The sequence below is a fragment of the Muricoccus harenae genome (assembly GCF_009848505.1).
Taxonomy (GTDB): Bacteria; Pseudomonadota; Alphaproteobacteria; order Acetobacterales; family Acetobacteraceae; genus Roseomonas; species Roseomonas harenae.
On the sequence record NZ_WWDL01000003.1, the window covers coordinates 91,374 to 116,083 of the forward strand.

23 protein-coding genes and 2 other RNA genes are annotated in these 24,710 nt (G+C 70.4%); 17 read left to right on the plus strand and 8 right to left on the minus strand.

The features are described 5' to 3' along the window. Positions 1-78: 78 nt before the first annotated feature. From GSE44_RS03895 to hflK, 3 genes are all read right to left on the minus strand, one after another. Entirely contained in the window at positions 79-1,620 is a 1,542-nt protein-coding gene (locus GSE44_RS03895) for a DegQ family serine endoprotease (protein WP_235924541.1), read from the minus strand. Positions 1,621-1,851: 231 nt separating this feature from the next. Then, positions 1,852-2,727, minus strand: a complete 876-nt coding sequence (gene hflC, locus GSE44_RS03900; RefSeq protein ID WP_159347487.1) for a protease modulator HflC — start codon at positions 2,725-2,727, stop codon at positions 1,852-1,854. Further along, on the minus strand, positions 2,724-3,938 hold the full coding sequence (gene hflK / locus GSE44_RS03905) for an FtsH protease activity modulator HflK (protein ID WP_159347488.1): 1,215 nt from the start codon (positions 3,936-3,938) through the stop codon (positions 2,724-2,726). The genes hflC and hflK overlap by 4 nt, the downstream gene beginning before the upstream one ends. Before the next feature lie 151 nt (positions 3,939-4,089). On the opposite strand from hflK, the gene GSE44_RS03910 reads away from it, so the two are divergent. Beyond that, the gene (locus GSE44_RS03910) at positions 4,090-5,220 is read left to right on the plus strand and encodes an Mrp/NBP35 family ATP-binding protein (protein WP_159347489.1); all 1,131 of its coding nucleotides are present in this window, start codon (positions 4,090-4,092) and stop codon (positions 5,218-5,220) included. 32 nt (positions 5,221-5,252) lie between these two features. On the opposite strand, the gene GSE44_RS03915 is transcribed toward GSE44_RS03910, so the two are convergent. The 4 genes from GSE44_RS03915 to thyX form a co-directional block, all read right to left on the minus strand. Continuing rightward, positions 5,253-6,131: a ribokinase gene (locus GSE44_RS03915; protein ID WP_159347490.1), complete on the minus strand. Its 879-nt coding sequence runs from the start codon at positions 6,129-6,131 to the stop codon at positions 5,253-5,255. A gap of 63 nt (positions 6,132-6,194) precedes the next feature. After that, positions 6,195-6,956: a meso-2,3-butanediol dehydrogenase gene (locus GSE44_RS03920; RefSeq protein ID WP_159347491.1), complete on the minus strand. Its 762-nt coding sequence runs from the start codon at positions 6,954-6,956 to the stop codon at positions 6,195-6,197. Between the two features lie 68 nt (positions 6,957-7,024). After that, positions 7,025-7,330 carry a hypothetical protein gene (locus GSE44_RS03925; RefSeq protein ID WP_159347492.1) on the minus strand — a complete coding sequence of 102 codons (306 nt, stop codon included), beginning with the start codon at positions 7,328-7,330 and terminating at the stop codon, positions 7,025-7,027. A 23-nt stretch (positions 7,331-7,353) separates the two neighbouring features. After that, complete coding sequence (thyX, locus tag GSE44_RS03930) at positions 7,354-8,292, minus strand: FAD-dependent thymidylate synthase (RefSeq protein ID WP_159347493.1); 939 nt, start codon at positions 8,290-8,292, stop codon at positions 7,354-7,356. 52 nt (positions 8,293-8,344) lie between these two features. Between thyX and ssrA the strand changes: the two genes are divergently transcribed. The 9 genes from ssrA (at position 8,345) to GSE44_RS03975 (ending at position 15,704) form a co-directional block, all read left to right on the plus strand. Then, positions 8,345-8,693, plus strand: a transfer-messenger RNA (tmRNA) gene (ssrA, locus tag GSE44_RS03935). 118 nt (positions 8,694-8,811) lie between these two features. Continuing rightward, positions 8,812-9,339, plus strand: coding sequence for an SspB family protein (locus tag GSE44_RS03940; RefSeq protein WP_159347494.1), 528 nt, complete (start codon positions 8,812-8,814; stop codon positions 9,337-9,339). A 391-nt stretch (positions 9,340-9,730) separates the two neighbouring features. Next, positions 9,731-11,335, plus strand: a complete 1,605-nt coding sequence (locus GSE44_RS03945) for a fumarate hydratase (RefSeq protein WP_201305926.1) — start codon at positions 9,731-9,733, stop codon at positions 11,333-11,335. Positions 11,336-11,455: 120 nt separating this feature from the next. After that, on the plus strand, positions 11,456-11,887 hold the full coding sequence (locus GSE44_RS03950) for a cupin domain-containing protein (protein WP_235924542.1): 432 nt from the start codon (positions 11,456-11,458) through the stop codon (positions 11,885-11,887). Between the two features lie 198 nt (positions 11,888-12,085). Beyond that, positions 12,086-12,487, plus strand: coding sequence for a RidA family protein (locus tag GSE44_RS03955; RefSeq protein ID WP_235924543.1), 402 nt, complete (start codon positions 12,086-12,088; stop codon positions 12,485-12,487). Next, the gene (locus GSE44_RS03960) at positions 12,487-12,891 is read left to right on the plus strand and encodes a VOC family protein (RefSeq protein WP_159347496.1); all 405 of its coding nucleotides are present in this window, start codon (positions 12,487-12,489) and stop codon (positions 12,889-12,891) included. The genes GSE44_RS03955 and GSE44_RS03960 overlap by 1 nt, the downstream gene beginning before the upstream one ends. Further along, the gene (locus GSE44_RS03965; RefSeq protein WP_201305919.1) at positions 12,888-14,012 is read left to right on the plus strand and encodes an alanine racemase; all 1,125 of its coding nucleotides are present in this window, start codon (positions 12,888-12,890) and stop codon (positions 14,010-14,012) included. The genes GSE44_RS03960 and GSE44_RS03965 overlap by 4 nt, the downstream gene beginning before the upstream one ends. 52 nt (positions 14,013-14,064) lie before the next feature. Continuing rightward, positions 14,065-15,486, plus strand: a complete 1,422-nt coding sequence (locus GSE44_RS03970) for a class II fumarate hydratase (RefSeq protein ID WP_159347593.1) — start codon at positions 14,065-14,067, stop codon at positions 15,484-15,486. Continuing rightward, positions 15,483-15,704: a ribbon-helix-helix domain-containing protein gene (locus GSE44_RS03975; RefSeq protein ID WP_159347498.1), complete on the plus strand. Its 222-nt coding sequence runs from the start codon at positions 15,483-15,485 to the stop codon at positions 15,702-15,704. The genes GSE44_RS03970 and GSE44_RS03975 overlap by 4 nt, the downstream gene beginning before the upstream one ends. A 35-nt stretch (positions 15,705-15,739) precedes the next feature. On the opposite strand, the gene GSE44_RS03980 is transcribed toward GSE44_RS03975, so the two are convergent. Next, positions 15,740-18,574 (minus strand): AsmA family protein, encoded by a 2,835-nt coding sequence (locus tag GSE44_RS03980; protein WP_159347499.1) that lies wholly within the window; start codon positions 18,572-18,574, stop codon positions 15,740-15,742. Positions 18,575-18,806: 232 nt separating this feature from the next. On the opposite strand from GSE44_RS03980, the gene GSE44_RS03985 reads away from it, so the two are divergent. The 7 genes from GSE44_RS03985 (at position 18,807) to ftsL (ending at position 24,706) form a co-directional block, all read left to right on the plus strand. Next, on the plus strand, positions 18,807-19,577 hold the full coding sequence (locus GSE44_RS03985) for a TerB family tellurite resistance protein (protein WP_159347500.1): 771 nt from the start codon (positions 18,807-18,809) through the stop codon (positions 19,575-19,577). Between the two features lie 196 nt (positions 19,578-19,773). Then, a complete protein-coding gene (locus GSE44_RS03990; RefSeq protein ID WP_235924552.1) occupies positions 19,774-20,415 on the plus strand; it encodes an N-acetylmuramoyl-L-alanine amidase in 642 nt (213 codons plus the stop codon). 155 nt (positions 20,416-20,570) lie between these two features. Further along, positions 20,571-21,524: an ABC transporter substrate-binding protein gene (locus GSE44_RS03995; RefSeq protein WP_159347502.1), complete on the plus strand. Its 954-nt coding sequence runs from the start codon at positions 20,571-20,573 to the stop codon at positions 21,522-21,524. Positions 21,525-21,667: 143 nt separating this feature from the next. Next, positions 21,668-22,067, plus strand: an RNA gene (gene rnpB / locus GSE44_RS04000) — RNase P RNA component class A. A gap of 283 nt (positions 22,068-22,350) precedes the next feature. After that, positions 22,351-22,818 (plus strand): division/cell wall cluster transcriptional repressor MraZ, encoded by a 468-nt coding sequence (mraZ, locus tag GSE44_RS04005; protein ID WP_159347503.1) that lies wholly within the window; start codon positions 22,351-22,353, stop codon positions 22,816-22,818. Beyond that, complete coding sequence (gene rsmH, locus GSE44_RS04010) at positions 22,815-23,795, plus strand: 16S rRNA (cytosine(1402)-N(4))-methyltransferase RsmH (protein ID WP_159347504.1); 981 nt, start codon at positions 22,815-22,817, stop codon at positions 23,793-23,795. The genes mraZ and rsmH overlap by 4 nt, the downstream gene beginning before the upstream one ends. Beyond that, positions 23,792-24,706, plus strand: coding sequence for a cell division protein FtsL (gene ftsL, locus GSE44_RS04015; RefSeq protein ID WP_159347505.1), 915 nt, complete (start codon positions 23,792-23,794; stop codon positions 24,704-24,706). The genes rsmH and ftsL overlap by 4 nt, the downstream gene beginning before the upstream one ends. Positions 24,707-24,710 lie beyond the last annotated feature (4 nt).

A 24,710-nucleotide genomic window follows, 5' to 3' on the forward strand; every position in this document is an offset into this window, starting at 1 on the left:
AGGGGCGCGGATGCCGGGTGGCATCCGCGCCCCTTTTTCATGTCCGGCGCCCCGAGCCGGGGCGCCGGAAAGCGGCCGCTAGTTGCGGCGCTCGTTGCCTTCCTCGCGGATGCGCAGCGGCACGAAGCGCTGGCCCTGCTGGCCCTCGACGAGGAGCAGCGCGCTGGCGCGGTTCTGGCGGCGCAGCGCCTCGATGCGGCTCTGCACCTCCTGGGGGGTGTTCACCCGCTCCTGCTGCACCTCCACGATCACGTCGCCCGGGCGCAGGTCGCGCTCGGCGGCGTTGCCGCCCGGCTCCACCTCGGTGATCACCACGCCGCGCTGCTCGGCGCGCAGGCTGAAGCGCTCGCGCAGCTCGGGGGTGATCGGACCGATCTTCAGGCCCAGGCCTGCGAGGTCCACCGCCTGGCTGCGGGGCTGGGCGGAGGGACCGCCGCGGGCGGATGCCTCGGCCTGGTCGGCGGGAAGCTCGGCGATGGTGACGTTGAGCGTCTCCTCCTTGCCGTCGCGCCAGACGGTAACCGGGGCCTCGGTGCCAACGCGGGTCTCGGCGACAATGCGCGGCAGGGTCCGCATCTCGCGGACTTCCTGGTTGTTGAAGCGCAGGATGACGTCGCCGTTGCGGATGCCGCCCTTGGCGGCCGGGCCGTCCTCCTGCGCGCGGGCAACCAGTGCGCCACGGGCACCGCCCTTGAGGCCCAGGCTTTCGGCGATCTCGTCCGTGACCTGCTGGATGTTCACGCCGAGCCAGCCGCGCCGCACACGCCCGGTCTCCTTCAGCTGCGCGACGATGCCACGGGCCAGGTTGGAGGGAATGGCGAAGCCGATGCCGATCGAGCCGCCGGAGGGTGAGTAGATCGCGGTGTTGATGCCCACCACCTTGCCGCTCATGTCGAAAAGCGGGCCGCCCGAGTTGCCGCGGTTGATGGCAGCGTCGGTCTGGATGAAGTCGTCATAGAGGCCCTGGCGGATGTCACGCGAGCGGGCGGAAACGATGCCGGAAGAGACCGAGGAGGCGAGGCCGAAGGGATTGCCGATGGCGAGCACCCAGTCGCCGACCTGCGCCTCGTCGGAATTGCCGAACTCCACCGCCGTCAGCTGGCGGTCGGTCTTGAGGCGCAGCAGGGCGATGTCGGTGCGCGGGTCGGTGCCCACCAGCTCGGCCGGCACGGTGGTGTTGTCATTCAGGACGACGTTGATCTCGGTGCCGCCCTCAACGACGTGGTTATTGGTGACCACCAGCTTCTCGGCGGCGTCAATGATGAAGCCCGAGCCGAGCGAGGTGCCGCGGCGCTGCTGCGGCGAGGGGCCGGGGCGGCCGGGAATGGCGGGGGCGCCCGGCGGGCGGTTGCGCTCGAGGAAGTCCCGGAAGAATTCCTCGAAGGGGCTGCCGGGAGGCGCTTGGGGGGCATCCGGCGCGTCGGGACGCTGGGCGTTGCGAGCGGTGGGGGCGGTGCTGACCTGCACGCTAACGACGGCTGGCAGGAGCTGCTGCGCGAGGGGACGGAAGGAGGTGGGGGCATCGCGCATCGGGGTCTGCGCGAGGGCCGGGGTCATGGGGGAGGCGGCCAGCGCCGCGATCAGGGCGAGGGTGGTGGCAATGGGGGTGCGGAAGCGCACTGGCGGTTTCCCTTCGGGCTTCAAGTGACAGGCTTCATACGGAACGGGGCGCGGGCCTGGGGCCCCAGGCTCGGACCGGAAGCGTCGGATGCGCAGATTGGACCATTCCGCCCGGCGCGAAAGGGTCTGCCTGTTACAAAGGGCGACAGGGGTCATCACGGGTGGGTGCGAATGTAGCAACTGCCCGCCCCCGGATTGCCGGGAACGGGCCGCTGGAAGGCGCCGGACGGATCAGGGCGTGACCGTCGGAAGCTCGCGGAAGTAGCGGAAGAACTCGCTGTCCGGCGAGAGGAGGAGTCGGCTATCGCCGCCCTCGGAGAAGGCCTCGCGATAGGCCTGCATGCTGCGCCAGAACCGGAAGAAATCCGGATCCTTCTCGAAGGCCGCCGCGGAGATGGCGATGGCCTCCTGCTCGCCCTGGCCGCGCAGGATGTCGGCGTTGGAGGTGGCCTCGGCGAGGAGCACGGTCCGGTCGCGGTCGGCGGCGGCGCGGATGCGGGCCCCCTGCTCGGCACCCTCGGCGCGGGCCTCGCGGGCCACGCGCTCACGCTCGGACTGCATCCGCGAGAGCACCGCCTGGGTGTTCTCCTCCGGCAGGTCGGCGCGGCGGATGCGGACATCCTCCACATCGACGCCGAAGCGCTTGGCCTCCCGATTCACCTGGTCCCGGATCTCGTTCATGATCCGCAGGCGGTCGACGGACAGCACGTTGAGCAGCGCCTCGTTGCCGAGCACGCGGCGCAGGGCGGAGGAGACGATCGAGGCAAGGCGGCCCCGGATGCCATTCTCGGCCACGCCCGCGGTCTGGAAGTAGAGCAGCGGATCGGTGATGCGGTAGCGGGTGAAGCTGTCCACGATCAGCCGGCGCTGGTCGCCCAGGATGACCTCCTCGCCCGACGCCTCGAAATCAAGGAGGCGGCGGTCCAGGGCGATGACGCTCTGGATGAAGGGGATCTTCGCGTGGAGCCCGGGCTCGCGGATGACGCGGATCGGCTGGCCGAACTGCGTGATCAGCACCTGCTGCGTCTGCTGCACGGTGAAAAGCGAGGACGCGGCCGTGACGAGCAGGACCGCCACCGCGATGGCGGCAATGGTGAGGCGGTTCATCGGGCGATCCCCTGCGCAGGACGCGGCGGCTGGGTGACGGCGGCGCCGGCGGCCGGCGGCACGGGATTACGGGCGGGCTGCTGCTGTTGTTGCGGCTGCTGCGCCCGGCCGGAGTCGAGGTTCAACAGGGGCACGAGGCCCTGCAGCCGGTCATCCACAATGATCTTCGGGTTGCGGCGGAGGATTTCCTCCATCGTTTCCAGATAGATGCGGCGCATCGTGACGTCCTTGGCCACCTGGTAGGAGGAAAGGACGGAGATGAAGCGCTGCGCCTCGCCTTTTGCGCGGGCGATCTGGCTGTCCCTCTGGCCCTGGGCTTCTTGCACCATCCGCTCGGCCTCGCCGCGTGCGCGCGGGATGATGTCGTTGCGGTAGGATTCGGCCTCGTTGCGGGCGCGCTCGCGGTCCGCATTGGCGCGCTGGACGTCGCGGAAGGCCTCGATGACGGCGTTCGGCGGATCCACCTTCTGCAGCTGGACCTGGGTGATCTCCACGCCCGCCTTGTACTGGTCGAGGATCGCCTGGGTGCCGAGGCGGACTGCCTGCTCGATCTGCGCGCGCGCTTCGGTGAGGGCGGGCTGGATCGCGGTGCGGCCGATCACCTCGCGCATCATGCTCTCGGCGGCGGACTTCACGGTAACCTCCGGGTTACGCGTGTTGAACAGGTATTCGCCGGCATCGCGAATGCGCCAGAACACGGCGAAGTCGATGTCGATGATGTTCTCGTCGCCGGTCAGCATCATGCTTTCCTCCAGCACGTCGCGGCTGGGGGTGGGGCGCTGCTGGATGGCGCCCGAATCGACGGCGCTGCGGAAGCCGACATCAACGCGGTTGATGCGGGTGACGCGCGGCGTCGTCACGCTCTCGACCGGCCAGGGGATGCGGTAGTTCAGGCCGGGGGGCGTGGTGCGCTCGAAGGCGCCGAAGCGCATGACCACGCCCTGCTCGTCCGGCTGCACGCGGTAGAAGCCCGAGGCGCCCCAGGCGGCGATGGCGAGGACGGCCAGGATGGCGATCCCCTTGCCGCTGCCGCCGCGCGGAAGGAAGCGGCGCACGGCGTCCTGCGCTTGGCGAATTGCATCTTCGATATCGGGGCCACGGCCACCGCCGCCGCCTCCACCGGGCGGCGGCACGCCCCAGGGGCCCTGCGGACGGTTATTGCCGCCGGGCGATCCCCAAGGGCTCGGTCCGCCGCTGTTGTTCCACGGCATGGGCCGTTCACTCTCCCCTAATAAAGGCGCGGCCCCGCCCGCTTGCGCGGGGTGGGGGCCACCCATATGGCGTTCGCAGCCCTCTTCCCCTTGAAGAGGGAAAAGGCCGGGCACGTGCCCATGTTGGCCGAGTGGCAGGGGTTTTCAAGCGATGGTGAGCGGTCTGGAGGCGTCGGTGCGCGATGCGCTGGCGAGGTTGCGTGATCCTGGCACGGGTCGCGACCTTGTGTCGGCGGGAATGTTGGGCGGTGTCACGGTGCGGGACGGGATGGTCCAGGTGGAGATCGCGGTGCCTCGCGAGCGGGCCCGGGAGATGGAGCCGCTGCGCGCTCAGGCCGAGGCTGCGGCGCGCGCGGTGCCCGGCGTGATCTCGGCCACGGCCGTGCTGACGGCGCATCGGGCGGCACCTCCGGGCCCGGCGGCGGGGGGCGCACCCCCCCCTTCCCCGGGCGGCCATGCGCAGGGGGAGCGGCCGCGTGCCGCGATGCTGTTGCAGGAGGTGGGGGCGGTGATCGCCGTGGCCTCCGGCAAGGGAGGCGTGGGCAAGTCCACCACCGCGGTGAACCTGGCGGTGGCGCTGGCGCAGAAGGGGCTGCGTGTGGGGCTGCTGGATGCCGATGTGTACGGCCCTTCCCTACCGCAGATGCTCGGTACGCATGAGAAGCCGCAGGCGCAGAATAATCGGATCATCCCGATCTCACGCTGGGGGCTGAAGGCGATGTCGATCGGCTTCCTGGTGGACCAGGAGACGCCGATGGTCTGGCGCGGGCCGATGGTAATGGGCGCGCTGGAGCAGATGATGTCCCAGGTGGAATGGGGCGCGCTGGACGTGATGGTGGTGGACATGCCGCCGGGCACCGGGGACACGCAGCTGACCATGTCGCAGCGCGTGGCGCTGCGCGGGGCGGTTATCGTCTCCACGCCGCAGGACGTGGCGCTGCTGGATGCGCGGCGCGGCATCCGCATGTTCGAGAAGGTGAATGTGCCAGTGCTCGGGCTGGTGGAGAACATGAGCTACTTCTGCTGCCCGAACTGCAACCACCGCACCGAGGTGTTCGGCCATGGCGGCGCGAAGGCCGAGGCGGCGCGGCTGGGAGTGGAGTTCCTGGGCGAGCTGCCGCTGACGCTGGCGATCCGCGAGCATTCCGATGCGGGGCGGCCGGTGGTGCTGGCGGCGCCGGACTCAGGCGAGGCGGCGGCCTACCGGGCGATCGCGGACCGGGTCTGGGAGAAGGCGAGTGGGCAGGCCACGGCGGGCGGGCCGCGGATCGTGGTGGAGTGAGGGAATGGGCCGGGGGATGACCCCGGCCTTCATCATTTCAGCAGCGCATCCGTCTCGGCGGCCGACGGCATCGAATCCGCCGCCCCCGGGTGCGATACGGCGATGGACGCGGCAGCGGCCGCGCGGCGCATGGCGGCGTCCAGCGGGGCGCCGCGCGACAGGGCGGCGGCCAGTACGCCGCACCAGCAATCCCCGGCGCCGGTGGTGTCGGCCACCCGGGCCGGGATGGCCTCGACGCGCCATTGGGCGCTGCCGGTAGCCGCCTCGGCGCCGCGCTCCCCGAGTGTGACGGCGACGGCGATGCCCAAGGCCGCGTGCAGGGCCCCGGCCGTGGCGGCGCAGCCGAGGCGGGCAGCGAGCCAGGCGGCCTCGTGCTCATTCGTGATCAGCAGGTGCAGGGCGCGCAACACCTCCGGCTCCATTGGACCGGCGGGGGCGAGGTTGAGGATGGGGCGGGCCCCCTCGCCCCGGGCACGGCGGATGAGGGCCGCGATCTCGCCGGGCGGCGTTTCCATCTGCATCAGCAGGATGGTGCCGGGCGCCAGGGGCGGCACCTGGGCAGCGCGGGCCAGGGCATTGGCGCCGGGGGAGACGGCGATCTGGTTGCGGCCCTCCGCATCCACGCAGATGCAGGCTGCGCCGGTGGGCGCTTCGGTTTCGAGCACGGCGGAGAGGTCGACCCCGGCGTTGCGCAGGGCAGAGAGGGCGATGGCGGCCATGGGGTCGCGGCCAACGGCGCCGATGAAGCGCACCGGGGCGCCGTCCCGCGCAGCGGCGACGGCCTGGTTGGCGCCCTTGCCCCCCGGCACGGCGCGCCAGGCACCGCCGAGCACAGTGTGGCCGGGGGCGGGAAGCTCGGGCACGGGGAAGGTCAGGTCGGCATTGACGGAGCCAAAGACGGTGACGGTCATGCCCGCTGCATTCGGGTGGGGCGGCTCCGGTGGCAAGGGGCCCTTCCCTCCATGGCCGGCCGGTTAGGCCTGCTTCGGCTGTCCGTTGGAGGCCATCAGCCCGCCATCTACCGGCAAGTTCACGCCGTTGACGAAACGGGCATCGTTGCTGGCGAGGAAGGCGATGACGTCGGCGACCTCCGCCGGCTCCGCGCCGCGCCCGAGGGGGATGCGGTCGGCGAAGCGCGCCATCAGTGCCTTGTCGGCCTTCATGTCCCTGGTGAGGTCGGTGAAGGTGAGCGAGGGGTTCACGGCGTTCACCCGCACGCCCTGCGGGCCCAGCTCCAGCGCCAGGGAGCGGGTGAGGTTGGACACGGCGCCCTTGGCGGCGTTGTAGAAGCTCATGTTCCAGTCGCCACCGAGGCCGGAGACGGAGGAGACGTTGACGATGGAGCCCTTGCTCTCCAGCAGGTGCGGCAGGGCGGCGCGGGTGCAGAAGAGCACGCCGTCCACATCCGTCGCCATCACGGCGCGCCAATCCTCGATCGAGGCTTCCAGGAAGGCGCCTGTGGGGGCGGCGCCGGCATTGTTCACGAGGATGTCGATTTGGCCGAAGCGGGTGATGGTGTCGGCCACCATCATTTCCACCGCCGCCTGTTCGGAGACATCGGCGATGGAGACCAGGGTGCGGTCCTGCGGCAGGTTGGCAGCGACGCGGACGAGCTTCCGCTCGGTGCGGCCGACCAGCACCACCGAGGCGCCCTCCCGCGAGAGGCGGCGGGCGGTTGCCTCGCCGATGCCCGAGCCCGCGCCGGTGACGATCGCCACCTTCTCCTCGAACCGCATGGCCTTGGCCTCCCGATGCCGTGCCCTGACATCCCTGCAACGCGCGGGGGCGGTTCCGGTATCCGGTGCTAGCGCGCGGTGGAGCGGCCGAGGGCGAAGCCGCCCACCAGGGCGCCGAGGATCACGGCCCAGATATCGCCCAGCACGGCGGCGGCGATGGGGAGGATGACCAGCACCGTCAGCACGATGATGACGACGCCGAGCCAGGAAGGGCCGCCGCCCCAGGCGCGGGTGGCCAAGCCCTGGCGGATCCGGCCCTTGCCGCCCGGGGGCCGGCGGGGCGGGGCCTTGCGCGGGCCGGCGCCGGCCCGGGCTGGTGCCTTGGCCATGCCGGGCTTGCCGCCCGCTGGCCGAGGGTTCGGGGGCTTGCTCATGGGCGCGGCCGGTTGGGCTTGGATCAGGCCTCGCGGCCGAGCATGGCCATCAGCTCGCGCCATTCGCGCTTGGAGAGGCCGCTGCCGGGCTGGTCCGGAGGCTGGCCGTCGAGCAGGCCACGCACCACGGAGAGCATCTGGGCCGACAGGGTGACGGCGCCCATGCGGTAATCGCGGAAGGCCTCGTGGACCAGGGGGACCCAGGCCTTCACCGTGTCGAGCATGGCATCGGCATAGACGCGGATCTCGTACTGGGCATGGGCATCGGCGCGGAGGGAGAGGAAGTTCAGGAGGTTGTGGAGGTCCGACTTCCAGTACCACTGGGTATAGGCGTTCAGCGTCAGGTTCATGCGGGCGAGTTCGCGGGCCAGGCCGCGACGGGTTTCATCAATGACGCGGCCATCGGCGTCCTCGTTCAGCATGTCCAGGTAATGGTCGTAGTTGCGGGTGGCGTCCTCGCGCAGCAGGTCGAGCACGCGGGCGGCCTCCTCACCCTGCAAGACGCTGCCGCGCCCCTGGCGGTTGACAGCCGACTGGGCCGCAAGCTGGTCCCCGGCGGGCAGGTAGAACTCGCGATCCAGGATAGAGTAGCGGGCCGAGTACTCGTTCACATTCGCCATGCGATGGCGGATCCACTGGCGCGCCACGAAGATGGGCAGCTTCACATGGTACTTGATCTCGCACATCTCGAAGGGCGTGGAGTGGCGGTGGCGCATGAGGTAGCGGATCAGGCCGCGATCCTCGTTCGCGGCCTTAGTGCCGCGGCCATAGGAGACGCGGGCGGCCTGCACCACGGCAGCATCGTCGCCCATGTAGTCGACCACGCGGACGAAGCCGTGGTCGAGCACGGGAATGGGGCGGAAGAGGATCTGCTCCAGCCCTGGGGAGACAGGGCGGCGGGTCTCGTGGCGCTGGGCCTCGGCCTCGGCCAGCTCCAGTCGCTGCGTCTCGGTCAGTTCCATCGGGCCCCCCTTGGTCGCGAGGGGTTTACCGGGGGCGCGTCGCCAGCGCCACGGGCTAGCAATCGGCCGTCAAATGCCCTATATGGGTCGGTGCCGCCTTCGGGCGGCTATGGCGATAAACGGCATGTGGAATAAGCGTTGTGGACCCGGGGGCAGTACCCGGCGCCTCCACCATCCTTCCCCCGGGCTTATCGGTCCGGTGCCCCCTTCCAGGGGCGGGAGCATGGGGGCGAAACAGGCTCGACACGCGCGGTAAAGACCTGTCTTTTGCCCGGCATTGTACCGCCGTTATCGGGCTAAATCACAAGTGCCAACGATAATGGTCGCGAGACCATGGCGCTCGCTGCCTAGAGATAGGTAAGCGCCGTCCGGGGGGAACGGGGCAACAGAATCCCCCCACCTTGCTTCGCTGCCCCTCTTGCCATGTCTTGGCTCGCTCCTATGCCGCGCGGGGGGGATGTCATATGTTGCGGCGGATCGAACTCCCGTGACCGGACCAGCCTTGGATAAGATTTGCGCATGAGCGAGCAAGCGCCGCCCCCCGAAAGCCTGCTGCCTTACGACCGCTGGACCGAGGAGGCCATGCGGAACGTGGCCCTTCGCGCGCTGGAATTCGCGGCAAAGAACGGGCTGCCAGGGGAGCATCATTTCTACCTCACCTTCCGTACGGACCATCCGGGCACCAAGGTTCCGGGCCATCTGAAGGCCCGCTACCCGCAGGAGATGACCATCGTCCTGCAGCACCAGTTCTGGGACCTGACGGTGGACCGGACGGAGCAGATGGTCTCCGTCGGCCTGTCCTTCGGAGGGGTGGCGGCTTCGCTGGTGATCCCCTTCGCGGCGCTGGTGGCCTTCTGGGACCCGCATGTGCGCGTGGGCCTGCGCTTCGGCGAGGTGGTCATGCCGGATGCAGAGGGCGACGAGGTGCCGGAGCCGGCGGAGCAGGAGGACCCGCCCGCGCCGCCGGAGGCGGCCGGGACTAAGTCCGATGCGCCGGCGCAGGTGGTGAGCCTCGACGCCTTTCGCCGGCGTCCGACGCGGGAATAGGCAGCCGGCGCTCCCTGCCGGCTTGGCGCCTGGCCCGTCGGGCCGGGTGCCCTCTTCGCCGGGCCGGAGCGTGTTTTCATCTGGGTTCTGCCTGCTGGCGTGCGGCTCTGCGCCGCGCTAACACAGCCCGACAACCCGTTCGTGCGGCCGGAGCCGCGCCCCAAGCCCGCGAGCCCCTGGCCGCTGGAGAGGGGTCGGCCGGGCCCCGCCTCCCCCGCCTTCCGCCTGGCGGGGCCAGAATCCGGAGAGCGCCCCCGTGAGCTCCAATATGCTTGATGCCGTCCAGCCCCCGATCCCGGTGGGCGCCACCCCTGTCGCGACGCATGACGGCGCCGAGGCCGATGCCGGCACGCCCGTCTCCCAGCGCAGCGCGGGCTTCCTGTTCAGCCCGATGTTCCCGCTGGCGGAGGACACCACCCCCTATCGCAAGCTCGACATCCAGGGCGTCTCCACCATCGAGGTGGAGGGCAAGCGCATCCTGAAGATCAAGCCGGAGACGCTGGAGCAGCTCGCCTTCCAGGCCTGCAAGGATGTGTCCCACCTGCTGCGCCCTGGGCATCTGCAGCAGCTTGCCAATATCCTAAAGGACCCCGAGGCCTCGGCGAATGACCGCTTCGTGGCGCTGGACCTGCTGAAGAACGCGAATATCGCGGCCGGCGGGAAGCTGCCCATGTGCCAGGACACCGGCACCGCCATCGTCTTCGGCAAGAAGGGCCAGCGCGTCTGGGTGGAAGGTGACGAGGAGGAGGCGCTCTCCTACGGCGTCCACCGGACCTATACCGAGACGAATCTGCGCTACTCGCAGATGGCACCGCTGACGATGTTCGACGAGGTGAACACCGGCAACAACCTGCCGGTGCAGTTCGACATCTACGCCTCGCCCGGAGACTACCACGCCGACGAGTTCAACCTGCAGTTCATCCTCAAGGGCGGCGGCAGCGCGAACAAGACCTTCCTGTTCCAGCAGACGCGCGCCGTGCTGAACAAGCCGAAGCTGCTCGCCTTCCTGGAGGAGAAGATCAAGACGCTGGGGACGAGCGCCTGCCCGCCCTATCACCTGTCCATCGTGATCGGCGGCACCTCGGCCGAGACGAACCTCAAGACGGTGAAGATGGCCTCCACCCGCTACTACGACACGCTGCCGGAGAAGGGCAGCAAGGCGGGCCATGCCTTCCGCGACCGGGAGCTGGAGGCCGAGGTCCATAAGCTGACGCAGAACCTGGGCATCGGCGCGCAGTTCGGCGGCAAGTATTTTTGCCATGACGTGCGGATCATCCGCCTGCCGCGGCACGGGGCCTCGCTGCCGATCGGCATCGGCGTGTCCTGCTCGGCGGACCGGCAGATCAAGGCGAAGATCACGCCGGAGGGCGTGTTCCTGGAGGAGCTGGAGCATGATCCGGCGCGCTTCCTGCCGGACCAGACGGAGGGCGTGCCCGAGGGCGGCGAGGTCGTTCGGATCGACCTGAACCGGCCGATGGACGAGATCCGCGCGGAGCTTTCCAGGCATCCCGTCTCCACCCGCGTGTCGCTGAACGGCACCATCGTGGTGGCGCGCGACATCGCGCATGCGAAGCTCAAGGAGCGGCTGGATTCCGGCGAAGGCATGCCGGACTACATCAAGAACCACCCGGTCTATTACGCGGGCCCGGCAAAGACGCCGGAGGGGATGCCCACGGGCTCCTTCGGCCCGACGACGGCGGGGCGCATGGACTCTTATGTGGGCGAGTTCCAGGCGGCTGGCGGATCGCTGGTGATGCTGGCCAAGGGCAACCGCTCCAAGGCGGTGACGGAGAGCTGCAAAAAGAACGGCGGCTTCTATCTCGGCTCCGTCGGCGGGCCGGCGGCCCGGCTGGCGCAGGACTGCATCCGCAAGGTCGAGGTGCTGGAGTATCCGGAACTCGGCATGGAAGCCGTGTGGCGGATCGAGGTGGAGGATTTCCCCGCCTTCATCGTGGTCGACGACAAGGGCAACGACTTCTACGACGGGCTCGAGTAAGGGCCGCGCGCCGTTCCGGTCCTTGCCGGAACGGCGACCCCTGTTTCCTCTTCTCGCCCCGTCGCCTTTCGCCCAAGCTTCGCGAAGGGCCGCCGGAATGTGCCGGCGGAAGGTGGGAGCATGTCCATGGTGGAACCGATCAGGATCGGCCAGCTCGAAATCCGGTTCCTGCAGACCAAGGACGAGACCGGCGGCGCGCTCGACATGTTCGAGCTGATGGTCCCTGCCGACGCCAAGGTGCCCGTGCCGCATTACCATCGGGACTGGGACGAAACCGTCTATGGCATCTCGGGCGTGCTGACCTGGACGCTGGATGGCGAGACGCGCGAGTCCGGTCCAGGCGAGACCCTCTTCATCCGGCGTGGCGCGGTGCATCACTTCTCCAATCCCCATGCCGAGACGGCTCGCGTTCTCTCGGTGCTGACGCCGGGGCTGGTGGGGCCAGCCTATTTCCAGGAACTGGCCTCCATCATCGTGCCGGGATCGCCGCCCGATCCGGCAAAGGTCCGCGAGGTGATGCTGCGGCACGGCTTGGTCCCGGTGCCTGACTGAAGGCGGGCCGAGCCTGCCTTTCGCCAGACTGGATTCGCTGACCCTGCGCCGAGGGGCGAGCGGGTGGATCCGCCCTTCGTCCAGGCACCGGCCGCCCTTCCCGAGCCCGGGATCGCCCCCCTCAGTTGACCACCGGGGCCGCTCCCTGCCATTTCCCCCGCGGGCGCAGCCGCGCCGCAAGCATGGATGGCAGAGACGGTGCGACGCCTCATCTCCTCCGGTAGCCCCTTCGAGCGGGAGATCGGCTATTCGCGCGCCGTGGTGGACGGGGACTTCGTCTTCGTCTCCGGCACCACCGGCTATGACTACGCGACCATGACCATCGCCGACGGCGTCGAGGCCCAGTGCGAGCAGACGCTGAAGAATATTTCCGCCGCCCTGGCCGAGGCCGGGGCGCGGCTGGAGGATGTGGTCCGGTTGCTGTTCATCGTGCCTGACCGGGCCGATTGGGAGCCCTGCTGGCCTGTGCTGCGCCGCTATTTCGGCAATATCCGCCCCGCATCCACCCTCATCCATGCCGGGTTGCAGACGCCTACGATGAAGATCGAGATCGAGGCGACCGCGCGCCTCCGTACCCCTCGCCCTGAAGGAAACGCCTGATGCGCTTCGCCGTGGACCGACTGGACCACCTGGTCATCACATGCCGGGACGTGGAGACGATGGCGAGTTGGTACCAGCGTGTGCTGGGGATGGAGATGGACAGCTTCGGGCCGAAGAACCGCACCGCGCTGCGCTTCGGCGGGCAGAAGATCAACCTGCGGCCGCAGGAGGCTACGCAGGAGGACTGGTTCACCGGCCTTGGCGCCGCGGCGGGCGGGAACGACCTGTGCTTCATCGTGACGGTGATGGCCGAGGACGTGGTTAACCACCTCAAGGAATGCGGCGTGACGATCGAGTTGGGACCGGTGGAGAAGGCGGGGGCGCTGGGGACGATCAACTCGGTCTATTGCCGCGACCCGGACGGGAACCTGGTGGAAATCTCCTCCTACGGAGAGTTGCGGTGAGCCTCGCCACGCTCGACACGCCCCGGCTACTGCTGGACCGGACGCGGCTGGAGGCCAATGCCGCGCGGCTGCGCGAGCGGGCGGCGGCGCTGGGGGTGGTGTTCCGACCGCATTTCAAGACGGCGAAGTCGGTGGAGGTCGCGCTGCTTTCCCATGGCGGGGCGGCAGGGCCGGCCACGGTTTCCACCATGAAGGAGGCGGAGGTGCTGGCGGCGGCGGGCGCATCCCGCGACCTGCTGCTGGCGGCCACGATGATCCCTGCCCGGCTGCCGCGCGCCGAGGCGCTGCTGCGGGAGCATGGCGGGCGTCTGCTGCTGGTGGTGGACAGCCCGGAGATGGCGGGGCTGCTGGATGCCGCCGCCTCGGCGCCGAGCGAGGTGCTGGTGGAGGTGGACAGCGGTGAGCATCGCGCCGGCGTACCGCCGGAGAAGGCGCTTGCGGTCGCGCGGGCCATCCATGGCTCGCGGAACCTGCGGCTGGCTGGCGTAATGACCCATGGCGGCCATTCCTACGGGACGGATGACCCCGCGCGCATCGCCGATATCGCGGAGGATGAGCGGGTGGCGGCCGTTTCGGCGGCCGAGGCGATCCGGGCGGCGGGAATGCCGGTGGAGGTGGTTTCCGTGGGCTCCACCCCGACCCTGCTGCATGCGCGGCACCTGGATGGGGTGACGGATGTGCGCGCGGGCGTGTCCCTGTTCTGGGACCTGGCGCAGATGTCGCGCGGAATGTGCGGCTGGGATGACCTGGCACTTTCGGTGCTGTCCACCGTGATCGGGCACAGCCCGGCGGCCGGCGCGCTGATCCTGGATGCGGGGGCGCTGGCGCTGTCCAAGGACATCACGGCCAATGCTTTCGCGCCAGGCACGGCCTACGGCACGCTGGCGGATGCGGAGACGGGGGCGGCGCTGCCGCTGCATGTCACCATCGTGCATCAGGAACACGGGACGGTGCCCGTGCCGGATGAATCCTGGTTCGCCCGCTTTCCGGTGGGGTCGCGGGTGCGGGTCTATCCGAACCATGCCTGCCTCACGGCTGCGGGTGGCTATGGGGCCTATGAGGTGCTGGATAGGGCGGGGGAGCCGGTTGGGCGCTGGTCGCGTATCGATGGGTGGCATTGAACCGGCCTTCCGGGGCTAGGCACGGTTCGGCCGGCTGTCCAACTTGCCGGCCATGACGGAATCCGCGCAGCCCCGCACCGAAACCGACTCCCTCGGCACGATCGAGATCGCGGCCGATCGGCTTTGGGGGCCGCAGACCGAGCGGGCCCGGCGATTGTTCCGGATCGGGTCGGAGCGGTTTCCGCCGCCGCTGATCCGGGCCGTGGGCCTGCAGAAGCAGGCGGCCGCCGAGGCCAACAAGGCGCTGGGGGAGCTTCCCGCCGAGATTGCCGATCCGATTATCGCCGCCGCGCGGGAGATCGCGGCGAACGGGCGGGATGCCGATTTCCCCCTCCCCGTCTGGCAGACCGGCTCAGGCACCCAGACGAACATGAATGCGAACGAGGTGATCTCGAACCGCGCCAACCAGATGCTGGGGCAGGCGCTGGGGTCGCGGAAGCCGGTGCATCCGAACGACCATGTGAACCGGGGGCAATCCTCCAACGACAGCTTCCCGGCAGTGATGCATGTGGCAGCGGCCGAGGCGGTTTCGGGCCGGCTCGTGCCGGCTCTGGAAGTGCTGCGGGCCAGCCTGGAGCGGCGGGCGGAGGAGTGGTCCGGCATCGTCAAGCTGGGACGGACGCATCTGATGGATGCGGTGCCCGTCACGCTCGGGCAGGAATTCGCGGCCTGGGCGCTGCAGGTGGAATATGGCATCGCGCGGCTGAAGGCGGCGTTGCCGGACCTGCTGCGACTGCCCCAGGGCGGGACGGCGGCCGGGACCGGGCTGAACACCCATCTCGACTTCGCACGCATCTTCGCCGAGCGGATGGCGGCACTCACCGGCCTGCCCTTCGTCGCGCACCCCAATCCCTTCGAGGGGATGATGGCGCATGACGCCTTCGTGGCCCTTCAGGGGGCGATGAACACGGTCGCCGTGTCGCTGAACAAGATCGCCAATGACGTGCGGCTGCTGGGTTCCGGACCGCGCGCGGGGTTCTCCGAGTTGGTGGTGCCGGCGGATGGGCTTTCCTCCTCCATCATGCCTGGCAAGACCAATCCGACGCAGTCGGAGGCGCTGACCATGGTCTGCGCCCAGGTGATGGGGAACACGACGACCGTCACGTTCGCCGGCGCGCAGGGGCATCTGGAGCTGAACGTCTTCAAGCCCGTGATCATCCAGGCCGTGCTGCAATCCGCCATGTTGCTGGCCGATGCCGCCGAGAGCTTCGCCCACAACATGGTCGACAAGCTGGAGCCTAACCACGCGCGCATCGCCGAGAACCTGGCGAAGTCGCTGATGCTGGTGACGGCGCTGAACCCTAGAATCGGCTACGACAAGGCCGTTCAGATCGGGAAGAAGGCGCTGGCCGAGAACCTCACCCTGCGCGACGCGGCCGAGCAGCTGGGCCATGTGAAGCCCGAGGATTTCGACCGCTGGGTGCGGCCAGAGGAGATGACGCGCCCCGGCGCAACGCTTGCCGGGGGCGGATGACCGGACATCTGGTCAAGCGGTCCTTCACCCTCGCCGGGCACCGCACATCCGTGGCGCTGGAACCGGAATTCTGGGCGGTGCTGGATGCGGAAGCGGCACGGCGGGGGGAGCCCCTGCTGCGCCTGATCGCCACCACCGACGCCGCCCGGGACGACCCTGCCCTTCCCCTTGCCTCGGCCCTCCGCGTGCTGGCGCTGCGGGTCGTGGGGCGGGGATAGGTCGGGCCGGACCGATGTGGCGATCGTCGCCTTGCTCAGCGCTCCGCACGCCAGCGCAGCCAGCCTGAGAGGTCCGGAACGCGGCGAGGGTCACTGGCGGGGCCGGTGAGGCGGATGCCGACATCAGGGATGGGGTCGGCGGGCTTCTGGGTCGCCGTCAGGTCGAGCGCGGAACGGGCGACATCGACCTCACCGCGCAGGGTCAGGGCGACGCCCTCGCCGCGGGCGGTGCCTTCGGTGAGTGTGGCGCGGCCGGCGGCCAATGTGGCACGGAGCGCCAGCGCCTCGAAGCCGGTTTCGCCCTGCTGCAGGGCAGCCCGAAGGGCGGCGGCGTCGCCCGCGGTTGCAGCGCGGCCGGCCGCGGCGGCGTCCAGGCCGACAAGAGCACCGCGGCGGGCGCTGAGCGTGACCTCTCCGGCAAGGGTAGCGATGAGGGTGGCGGGGCTGCTGCCGGTGGCCGTCAGTCTGGCGTCCAGATCGGCCTCGCCGGAGACAAGGTCGAGCGGCAGGCCGAGGACCGGGCCGGTGACGGTGGCGTTGCGGAGATTGGCGGTGACGGCCAGGCGCGGCGTGTCGGCGGAGGCATCGAGCGTGACGTTGCCGCGCAGGGCTCCATTGTCGAGCGCGGCCTCGATCTCCTCCAGGGACAGGGTTCCGGCGGTGAGGCGCAGGCGGGTGCGCAGATCGTTCAGCGGCGGCAGGCCGGCGGGCTCGATCCGGGTGGCGGAGAGGGCCAGCTCGGCATCGGCGGCGTGCAGGGCGGCGATCGGCAGCGGGTCGCGGCTGCGCCAGCCGATGGTGGGCAGGGCCAGGGTTTCCGTGGCGATGCGGCCGGTGAGGCGCGGGCGGGCATCGAGGGAAAGGGCGAGCTGGCCACTGGCGCGCAGGGAGCCGGCTACCAGGTCGAAGCGGTCCGCGGTGAAGCCCTGGGGACCGGCGGAAAGGCTGGTGACAAGGGAGAGCGAGCCCTGGTCGATCCACTCGGCGGCGGCGATGCCGAAGGCGTCGGAGAGCAGGCGCGGGGCACCGGGGTGGCGCAGGGTAAGATTGCCGTTGCCGCGGCGGCCGGGCAGGTCGAGCGTGCCGGTGGCCTCGAGCCGGGCCTCGCCGATTTCGGCACTGGTCTGCAGGGTCAGGGCCTCGGGGGCGCCGTTGGCAGTGGCGCGGAAGGTCAGCGGCTCATTGGCCAGGCGGGTGCCGTCGGGCCAGCTTCCGGGAAGCAGGGCGGACAAGGCGCGGGAATTGGGGGCGGAAAGCTCCAGCACCGCATCGGAAAGACGCGGGGCGGTGCCGAGCAGGGCCGTGCCGGAGGCGGAGAGATCGGCACCGCCGAGCTGGCCGGCGAGGCGCCGCAGGGTGAGCCGGCCGTTTTCCAGCGCGGCATCGAGGGAGGCGCGTTCAAGGGTCGCGCCACGCCAGCGGGCGCGTTCGGCGGCGAGGCGGAGATTGGCGTCGAGGCTGCCGAGCAGGCGGCTGGCGGCAGGCCAGTCCAGGCCGGGGCGAAGCCAGCCTTCGAGGTCCAGCGTATCCACCGTGAGGCCGAGGCCGAGGGCAGGACGGGCGCCGAAGCGCATCACCCCCGCGCCGGAGACGCGGGTGCCGTCCAGCGTAGCGGAGAGTTCAGGGACGGCGATGGAGCCGGGCTCGAGAACCAGGCGGGCACGCCCTTCCCCCTCGCGGAAGCGCGCCGGGGCGAGCCAGTCGGCGCCGAAGCCGAGCGCATCCACCGTGCCGCGCAGATCGGTGCCGGAGAAGCGGAGGGCAGCTTCCAAGCGGTCTCCAGCGGTGGCGCCATTCAGCTCCACACTGGTGTTGCCGGGCAGCAGGGCGGAGACATCGGAAAGGGTGAGGCGCTCGGCATCACGCGAGACGGCGGCGCGCAGCCGGCGGAGGGGGATGCCACGGAAGCTGGCGGCCTCCGCCGAAAGGTCCAGGCCCAGGGGCATGCCGGCGCGGCGGGTGCGCAGGGCCGCAAGCCAGGGATCAAGGTCCAGGCGGCTGGCGACCAGTGCGGCATCGAGGCGCGGAACCGGGGAAAGGCGGAGCGTGAGGGCGCCGCGGGCCGGGCTGCCGCCGATGTCGATGGTCAGCTCGTCGGCGGCCAGGAGATCGGCGGCGACGGTCATGCGGCCGCGCGCCCGGAAGGGGCCGGGCGGGCCCGGCACCAGCAGGGAGAGGTCGGGGCCCGAGGCCTCCACGCTTCCCTCCACCGTGCCGTCGGGCGTCAGCACGCCGCGGGCAGCGACCGAGGCATTGCCCATGGCGAGGGTGAGGTCGACCGGGGTGTAGCCGTCATAGCCCGGGCGGCCGAGGCTGGTCTCGAAGCGCCATTCCAGCCCGCCCCAGGCGAAGCGGCCGTCGGCGCGCAAGCCCTGGAGGATGTCGCCCGCCGTCAGCCGGGCCTGGACCGCTTCGAGCCGGACGCCGCCGATGATGATGCGGCTGTCCACCAGCTCGGCCGAGAAGCCGGACAGCTCATAGGGAAGGAAGGCGGCATCCGAGGGCGGCCAGGGGAGGCGCAGCTCGGCACCGACGATGGCGACCTCGCGCGGGGCGATGCGGCCGAGCAGCAGGGCGCCGCCATCCAGCCGCAAGCGAAGGGAGCTGGCGGAGAAGGCGAGATTGTTGCCGCCCGGCGTGCTGGGCGGGCCGAGGGTGACGCCCTCGGCCTCCACCACCGGATGGGGCAGGAGGCGGAGGCGCACTGGCCCATGCAGCGTGACGGTGCGGCCGATACGGGCCGAGGCGATCTCGGCGAGCTGGTCACGGCGCCCCGTCCAGTCAGTGAAGAGCGGGGCGACCCAGAGGGCGGCGAGCAGCAGGAGGAGGAGCGCGGCCAGGGATGCGCCGCCCAGTAGGAGGCGGCGCATGTCAGCCTTCCATCCCGGGGGTGGCGCGGCCATGGCTGTTGCAGCCCGGCGCCGTTCCGCTCATGCCCCCAGTTCCGAACAAGACACCTCCGCCGCGTGGAATTCCCGCTGGAACCCCTCGATTCTCGCGGTCGGACCATGCTTGAGGTGAAGGCGTGCGGCAAGGAAGCGCGGCGCTTCCGGCGGGCGTGGAATCCAGGCATAGGCTGGATCGACTCGGGGGACAGCCGGTTTGGGTTTCTGGGGCAAGATCATTGGCGGCGCGGTGGGCTTCGCGATGGGCGGGCCTGTGGGCGCGATGTTGGGCAGCGCTCTCGGCCATGCGGCCGATGAGGGCACGCTGGGGCGTGCGCTGCCGGGCATGGACGGCGCGCGGGTCGCGGCAATGCTGGGCACGCGCGAGAGCCTTTTCGCCGTTTCGGTGGTGGTGCTCTCGGCAAAGATGGCGAAATGCGACGGGCCGGTGAAGCGGGCGGAGATTGATGCCTTCAAGCGCGCCTTCCGCATCCCGCCCGAAAATATGAGCGAGGTCGCGCAGCTTTTTGATCGGGCGCGCGAGAATGCGGAGGGGGCGGAACCCTTCGCCCAGCGGCTGGGCGTGGCCTTCGCGGACCAGAAGACTGTGCTGGAGGATGTGCTCGGGGCCCTGTTCCGGATCGCCGAGGCCGATGGGCCGGTGAACCGGGCCGAGATCGCCTTCCTCGGCCTGGTGCATGCGCGGCTGGGGCTGGATGCGGGCGCCTGGGAGCGGGCGCGGCAGGGGCGCCCTGCGGGCACGGGAATGCTCGTGCCGGAGGGGCCGGATCCCTATGCGGTGCTGGGCCTGTCGCGGAAGTCCACCGACCAGGAGATCCGCGATACCTGGAAGCGGCTGGTGCGGGAGAACCACCCGGACAGCATGACGGCACGGGGGATGCCGGCTGATTTGATTCGCCGGGCGACGGGGAAGGTGGCCGACATCAATGCCGCCTGGGACCGGATCAAGCGGGAGCGAGGGATCTGATGGCGCGCGCGCGGCCCTGGCGGAACGCGGGGGTGGCCGCCGCATGACAGCCCGGCGAGGCCCCCTGCCCCGCCGGCCCGCCGCACGGCGCGGAGGGAGTTCCGTGCTGCCGCTGGTGCCGCAGGATTCCGGGCTGGCCATTACGGAGCTTCCCAGCCCGAACCAGGACGAGCGGCCACCGGACGTGCCGGTGGACATGCTGATCCTGCACTACACGGATATGGAGACGGGGGCGGCCGCGATCGAGCGGCTGCGCGACCCGGTGGCGCGCGTCTCCTCCCATTACGTGGTGGAGGAGGATGGGCAGGTGTTCCGGCTGGTCCCGGAGGAGCGGCGGGCCTTCCATGCGGGGATTTCCCACTGGCGCGGGCATGAGCTGCTCAACGGGCGCAGCATCGGGGTCGAGGTGGTGAATCCCGGCCATTCCTGTGGGTACCGGCCCTTCCCCGCGCTGCAGATGGCGGCGCTGGCGGATCTCTGCCTCGGCATCCTGGCGCGGCACCCCATCCCGGCGCGCAACGTGCTGGCGCATAGCGATGTCGCGCCGGACCGGAAGCGCGATCCGGGGGAATTGTTCGATTGGCAGGGGCTGGCCTCGCTCGGCATCGGGCTTTGGCCGGACGGGGTGGATGGGGGGGACCTGTCCACCGTTCCGGGCGGGATGGTGCGCGCGGCGGAGTTGCTGCGGCGGATCGGCTATCCGGTGGATCCCACACGGCCGGATGTGGCGCTGGTGGCCTTCCAGCGGCATTGGCGGCAGGAGGAATGGGGCGGGCGGGCCGATGCCGGGACGCTGGCACGGCTGGAGTCCGTGGCGGCGCTGGCCGAGGCCGGGTGAGCGGCGTTCCACAGGCGGCGGCGGCCTTCCGCTACGCGGCGCGGACAGGCATGCTGAAACGGGGCGCCGGCGAAGCATAAGCCACTGCTTCCAGCCGAATCTTTGCCCAGATCCATCCCTTTCATGGCGCTGCCGGAGCGGGACAGAATTGGGGTATGACACAGCCATCCCATTTCCGTCGTTCCCTTCTTCTGGCCTCGGCCGGACTTCTCGCGGCGCCGGCGACGCTACGTGCCGCGCCGCCCACCCTGCGAGTGGGCAACCAGAAAGGCGGGCTGCGCTCGCTGCTGGAGGCTTCGGGCGCCGATGCAGGCCTTCCCTACCGGATCGAGTGGAGCGAATGGCCCGCCGCGGCGCCTTTGCTCGAAGCGCTTTCGGCGAATGCGCTGGATGTGGGGACGATGGGGGATCTGGCCTTCCTGACGGTCTTCGCCTCCGGCGCGCCGCTGCGGGCCTATGCGGCGACGCGGGCCGAGCCGCGATCCCAGGCAATTCTGGTGCGTGGGGATTCACCGTATCGCAGCCTCGCGGATCTGCGCGGGAAGAAGGTGGCCGGCAATCGCGGCGGATGGGGGCAGTTCCTGGTGCGCGCGGCGCTCAAGCGCGAGGGGCTGGCGCCGGATTCGGTCGAGCATGTGTTTCTCGGCCCGGCCGATGCCTCCCTGGCCTTCCGCTCGGGAACGCTCGATGCCTGGGCGATCTGGGAGCCCTATGTCTCCATCGAGGTGGAGCGCTTCGGGGCCCGGGTGCTGGTGGACGGCACCGGCCTCACCCCGACGATCAGCTTCCTCGCAGCGCATGAGAAGGCGTTGCGGGACCGCCGGCCGCAGCTGGCGGACCTGCTGCTGAGGCAGCAGCGTGGCTGGGCCTGGGCGGGCCGGCACATTCCCGAATATGCCGCGGCCAATGCGCGGCTGACCCGGCTGCCGGAGGATGCGGTCCGGCGCGCCTTCGGCAATCAGCGCACCAGGGCCATCGCCCTCGATGCGGCGGTGGTGGAAGAATTGCAGGATGCCGCTGACAAGGCGGTGGAGTTCGGGCTGCTCCGGCAGAGGCTTGACGTGAGGGGGGCGCTGGACACTGAGTTCCAGCTTGAGGGGCAGGGGTGACTTATTAACTTATGCTGTCACGCACCTGTCAACTCCCCGCCTGAATCGGGGTTTGGGGCGCAAGACGGCCCGGGGATGCTTGGCAAGGCATACCGGGCCACCGCTGCTTGACCGGTGCGGGGCCGAGTCGCATATCCCGCGTACCAGACGGCCGGGCGACCGCTGCCAGTCCCGCAAGGGGCGGTGGAGGAAAGTCCGGGCTCCACGGGAAGACGGTGCCGGTTAACGACCGGCGGGGGCGACCCCAGGGACAGTGCCACAGAGAAGAGACCGCCCGAGCCGCCGAAAGGCGCCAAGGGCAAGGGTGAAACGGTGGGGTAAGAGCCCACCGCGCCCCTGGCGACAGGGGCGGCACGGCAAACCCCACCGGGAGCAAGGCCGAATAGGGATGGCCGGAGAGGATTCGCGAGGATCCGTCGCCAGGGGCTTCCCGCCCCGCCATCCGGGTTGGCCGCGAGAAGTCCCTGGCAACAGGGACTCCAGAGGAATGGTCGCCTGGTCCGCAAGGGCCGACAGAACCCGGCTTACAGGCCGTCTGGTATTTTTTTCCCCTTTTTTCTTAAGAATGCCCAGTAACCGACTGATATCAGTCGGATTGCGGAGCGTTGCAGTCAAGCAACACTTAGCAATGCACGCGCAATCGCGCTTGTTGACCCAGTTCGACCCATGTTATCCCACGTCATCCCGCAAGGGCCCGGACCTGAGGGGGGCGAGGGGCAGGCGGGATGGTCGGGTGAGCCGGCGAGGTCGGGGGGCCTCGCCGGCCGCTTGATCCGGGAAATCCAACGTCGCCCGGTGCGACCGCGAGGGGGCGGACGTCCAGCGGATGACCCATTTCATGGGCACCTTCACCGGGAAGCTGGACCGTAAGGGGCGGGTATCCGTCCCGGCCGCCTTCCGCGGTGCCCTAGAGCGCCTGGGCACGCTGGAGTTGGTCCTTCGCCTTTCCCATCGCGATCCCTGCGTCGAGGCCTGGCCGCTTCCGGCCTTCGAGAAGATGGCTGGGGGGCTCGACCAACTCGACGTCTTCTCCGACGCCCATGACGACCTTTCGATGAGCCTCTTCGCCGATGCCTTCCCGATGAAGCCGGATGGCGAGGGCCGTGTGGTGCTGCCGCAGGAGCTAATCGACCATGCCGGGCTCAGCGAGGCGGTGACCTTCATGGGTCTGCGCACCTCCTTCCAGATCTGGGAGCCCGAGGCGGCCCGCAAGCGCATCGAGGCTGCCCGCCAGCGCGCCCGCGAGCGCGGGCTGACGGTTCCCTCCCCCATTCCGGCCGGGGGGCGCGCATGAGCGCCGCCTCCCCCTCCCCTTCCGTGCAGCCCGATCCTACCGAGGGCGGCCATGTGCCGGTGATGCTGGCCGAGGTGCTGGAGACGCTCGCCCCGCGCGACGGCGCCACCTATCTCGACGGCACCTTCGGCGGCGGCGGCTACAGCGCGGCCATCCTCTCATGCGCCGATTGCACCCTCTATGCGGTGGACCGCGACCCGGATGCGATCGCGCGCGGCGCTGCGCTGGTGGCCCGTTTCCCCGGCCGGCTGCACCTGGTGGAGGGGCGCTTCGGCGACATGCTCTCGCTGATGGCCGCCCGCGGGATCGAAGCGCTGGATGGGGTTGTGCTCGACCTTGGCGTCTCCTCCTACCAGATCGACCAGGCGGAGCGGGGCTTCTCGCTTCGGGCCGACGGGCCGCTGGACATGCGGATGGAGAAGTCCGGGCCCAGCGCGGCGGAGTTGGTGAACACCCTGCCGGAGCGCGAGCTGGCCGACCTGCTCTGGGAACTGGGCGAGGAGCGGCATTCGCGACGCATCGCGCGCAAGATCGTCGCCGCGCGCGGCGATGCGCCTTTCGAGACGACGCTGCAGCTGGCGCAGGCCATCCACATGGTGATGCCGCGCGATCCCTCGGGCATGGACAGCGCCACGCGCTCCTTCCAGGCGCTGCGGCTGAAGGTGAATGACGAGCTCGGCGAAGTGGAGCGCGGGCTGGAGGCGGCCATGCGCCTGCTGGCGCCCGGCGGGCGCCTCGTCGTTGTCTCCTTCCACTCCCTTGAGGACCGGATCGTGAAGCGCTTCATGCGTGACGCGGCAGGCCGGAAACCTGGGGCTTCCCGCCACGATCCAGCATCGCTGGCGAATGCCACGCAAACGGCGGAATTCCGCCTGCTGACCACCACCGCTCTGCGTCCTTCCATGGCAGAGTCTACGACGAATCCACGCGCGCGGTCGGCCCGACTGCGCGCCATCGAGAGGCGTGCCGCCGCATGATCCGCCCGCTCACCTTCCTCTCGCTCGTGGCTGCGGCCGGGGCTGGCCTTCACCTCTATTCGGTGAAGCACGAGGTTTCGCAGCTGGAGAAGACGCTGCGCGAGACGGTGCGGCAGACCGAGCAGGCGCGGGAGCGCACGGCGGTGCTGCGCGCCGAATGGGCGTTGCTGAACGAGCCCGAGCGGCTGCGCGCCGCCGCGACGCGCAACCTGCCGCTGGAGGTGATGCAGACGAGCCAGTTCGTGCGGGCCGCCGAGCTGGAGCGCCGCCTGCCGGCCGCCGTGGCCTTCGCCGGGGCGCCGAGCCTCTTCGCGCCGCCGCCTGCCGAGCATTCCGGTGAGCAGCCGGCAGCGGTCGCCGTGGCTTCCGCGGCGGGTGCGGGCGGCGTGGCGACGGATGCTGCCGCGGCCGCGCTGACGGCACGGGCGGCGCAGGCGGCCGCTGCCGCGGCGGCACATACCCCAGCGGTCGCGTCCACGGCACAGGCGGCGCCGGCTGCCCCTGCCGCGGCGCCGCGCGCCACGGTGCAGGTGGCAGCGGCGCGGACCGCCCCGCCGCCCGCCGAGCGCGCCGCGCCGGCGCGGGTGGCGGCCGCATCGGCCCCGCAGGTTGCGGCGCTCCGCCCGCCCGAGCCGCGCGAAGTGCCGCGCTCCCTCCCCCGCGCCCCCATCGCCCAGGCCCGGGCCGCGGAGCGCGATGCGGCACCCGAGGCCGATCGCGAGATCAACATCGCGAACCGGTCGCAGCCGGCTGCCCTGCTGCGCACGGCAATGCATGTGCGGCCCTCCGTGCCGCCGCCGCGCGTGCCGGAACTGCCGGCCGCAACGGGCTCGATGCTCGGTGGGATCGGGCGCCCGCTGCTGGCGCCGCCTGTGCCGGTGGCGAGCGCCAGCGCCGCGACCTTGCGCTGAGGGC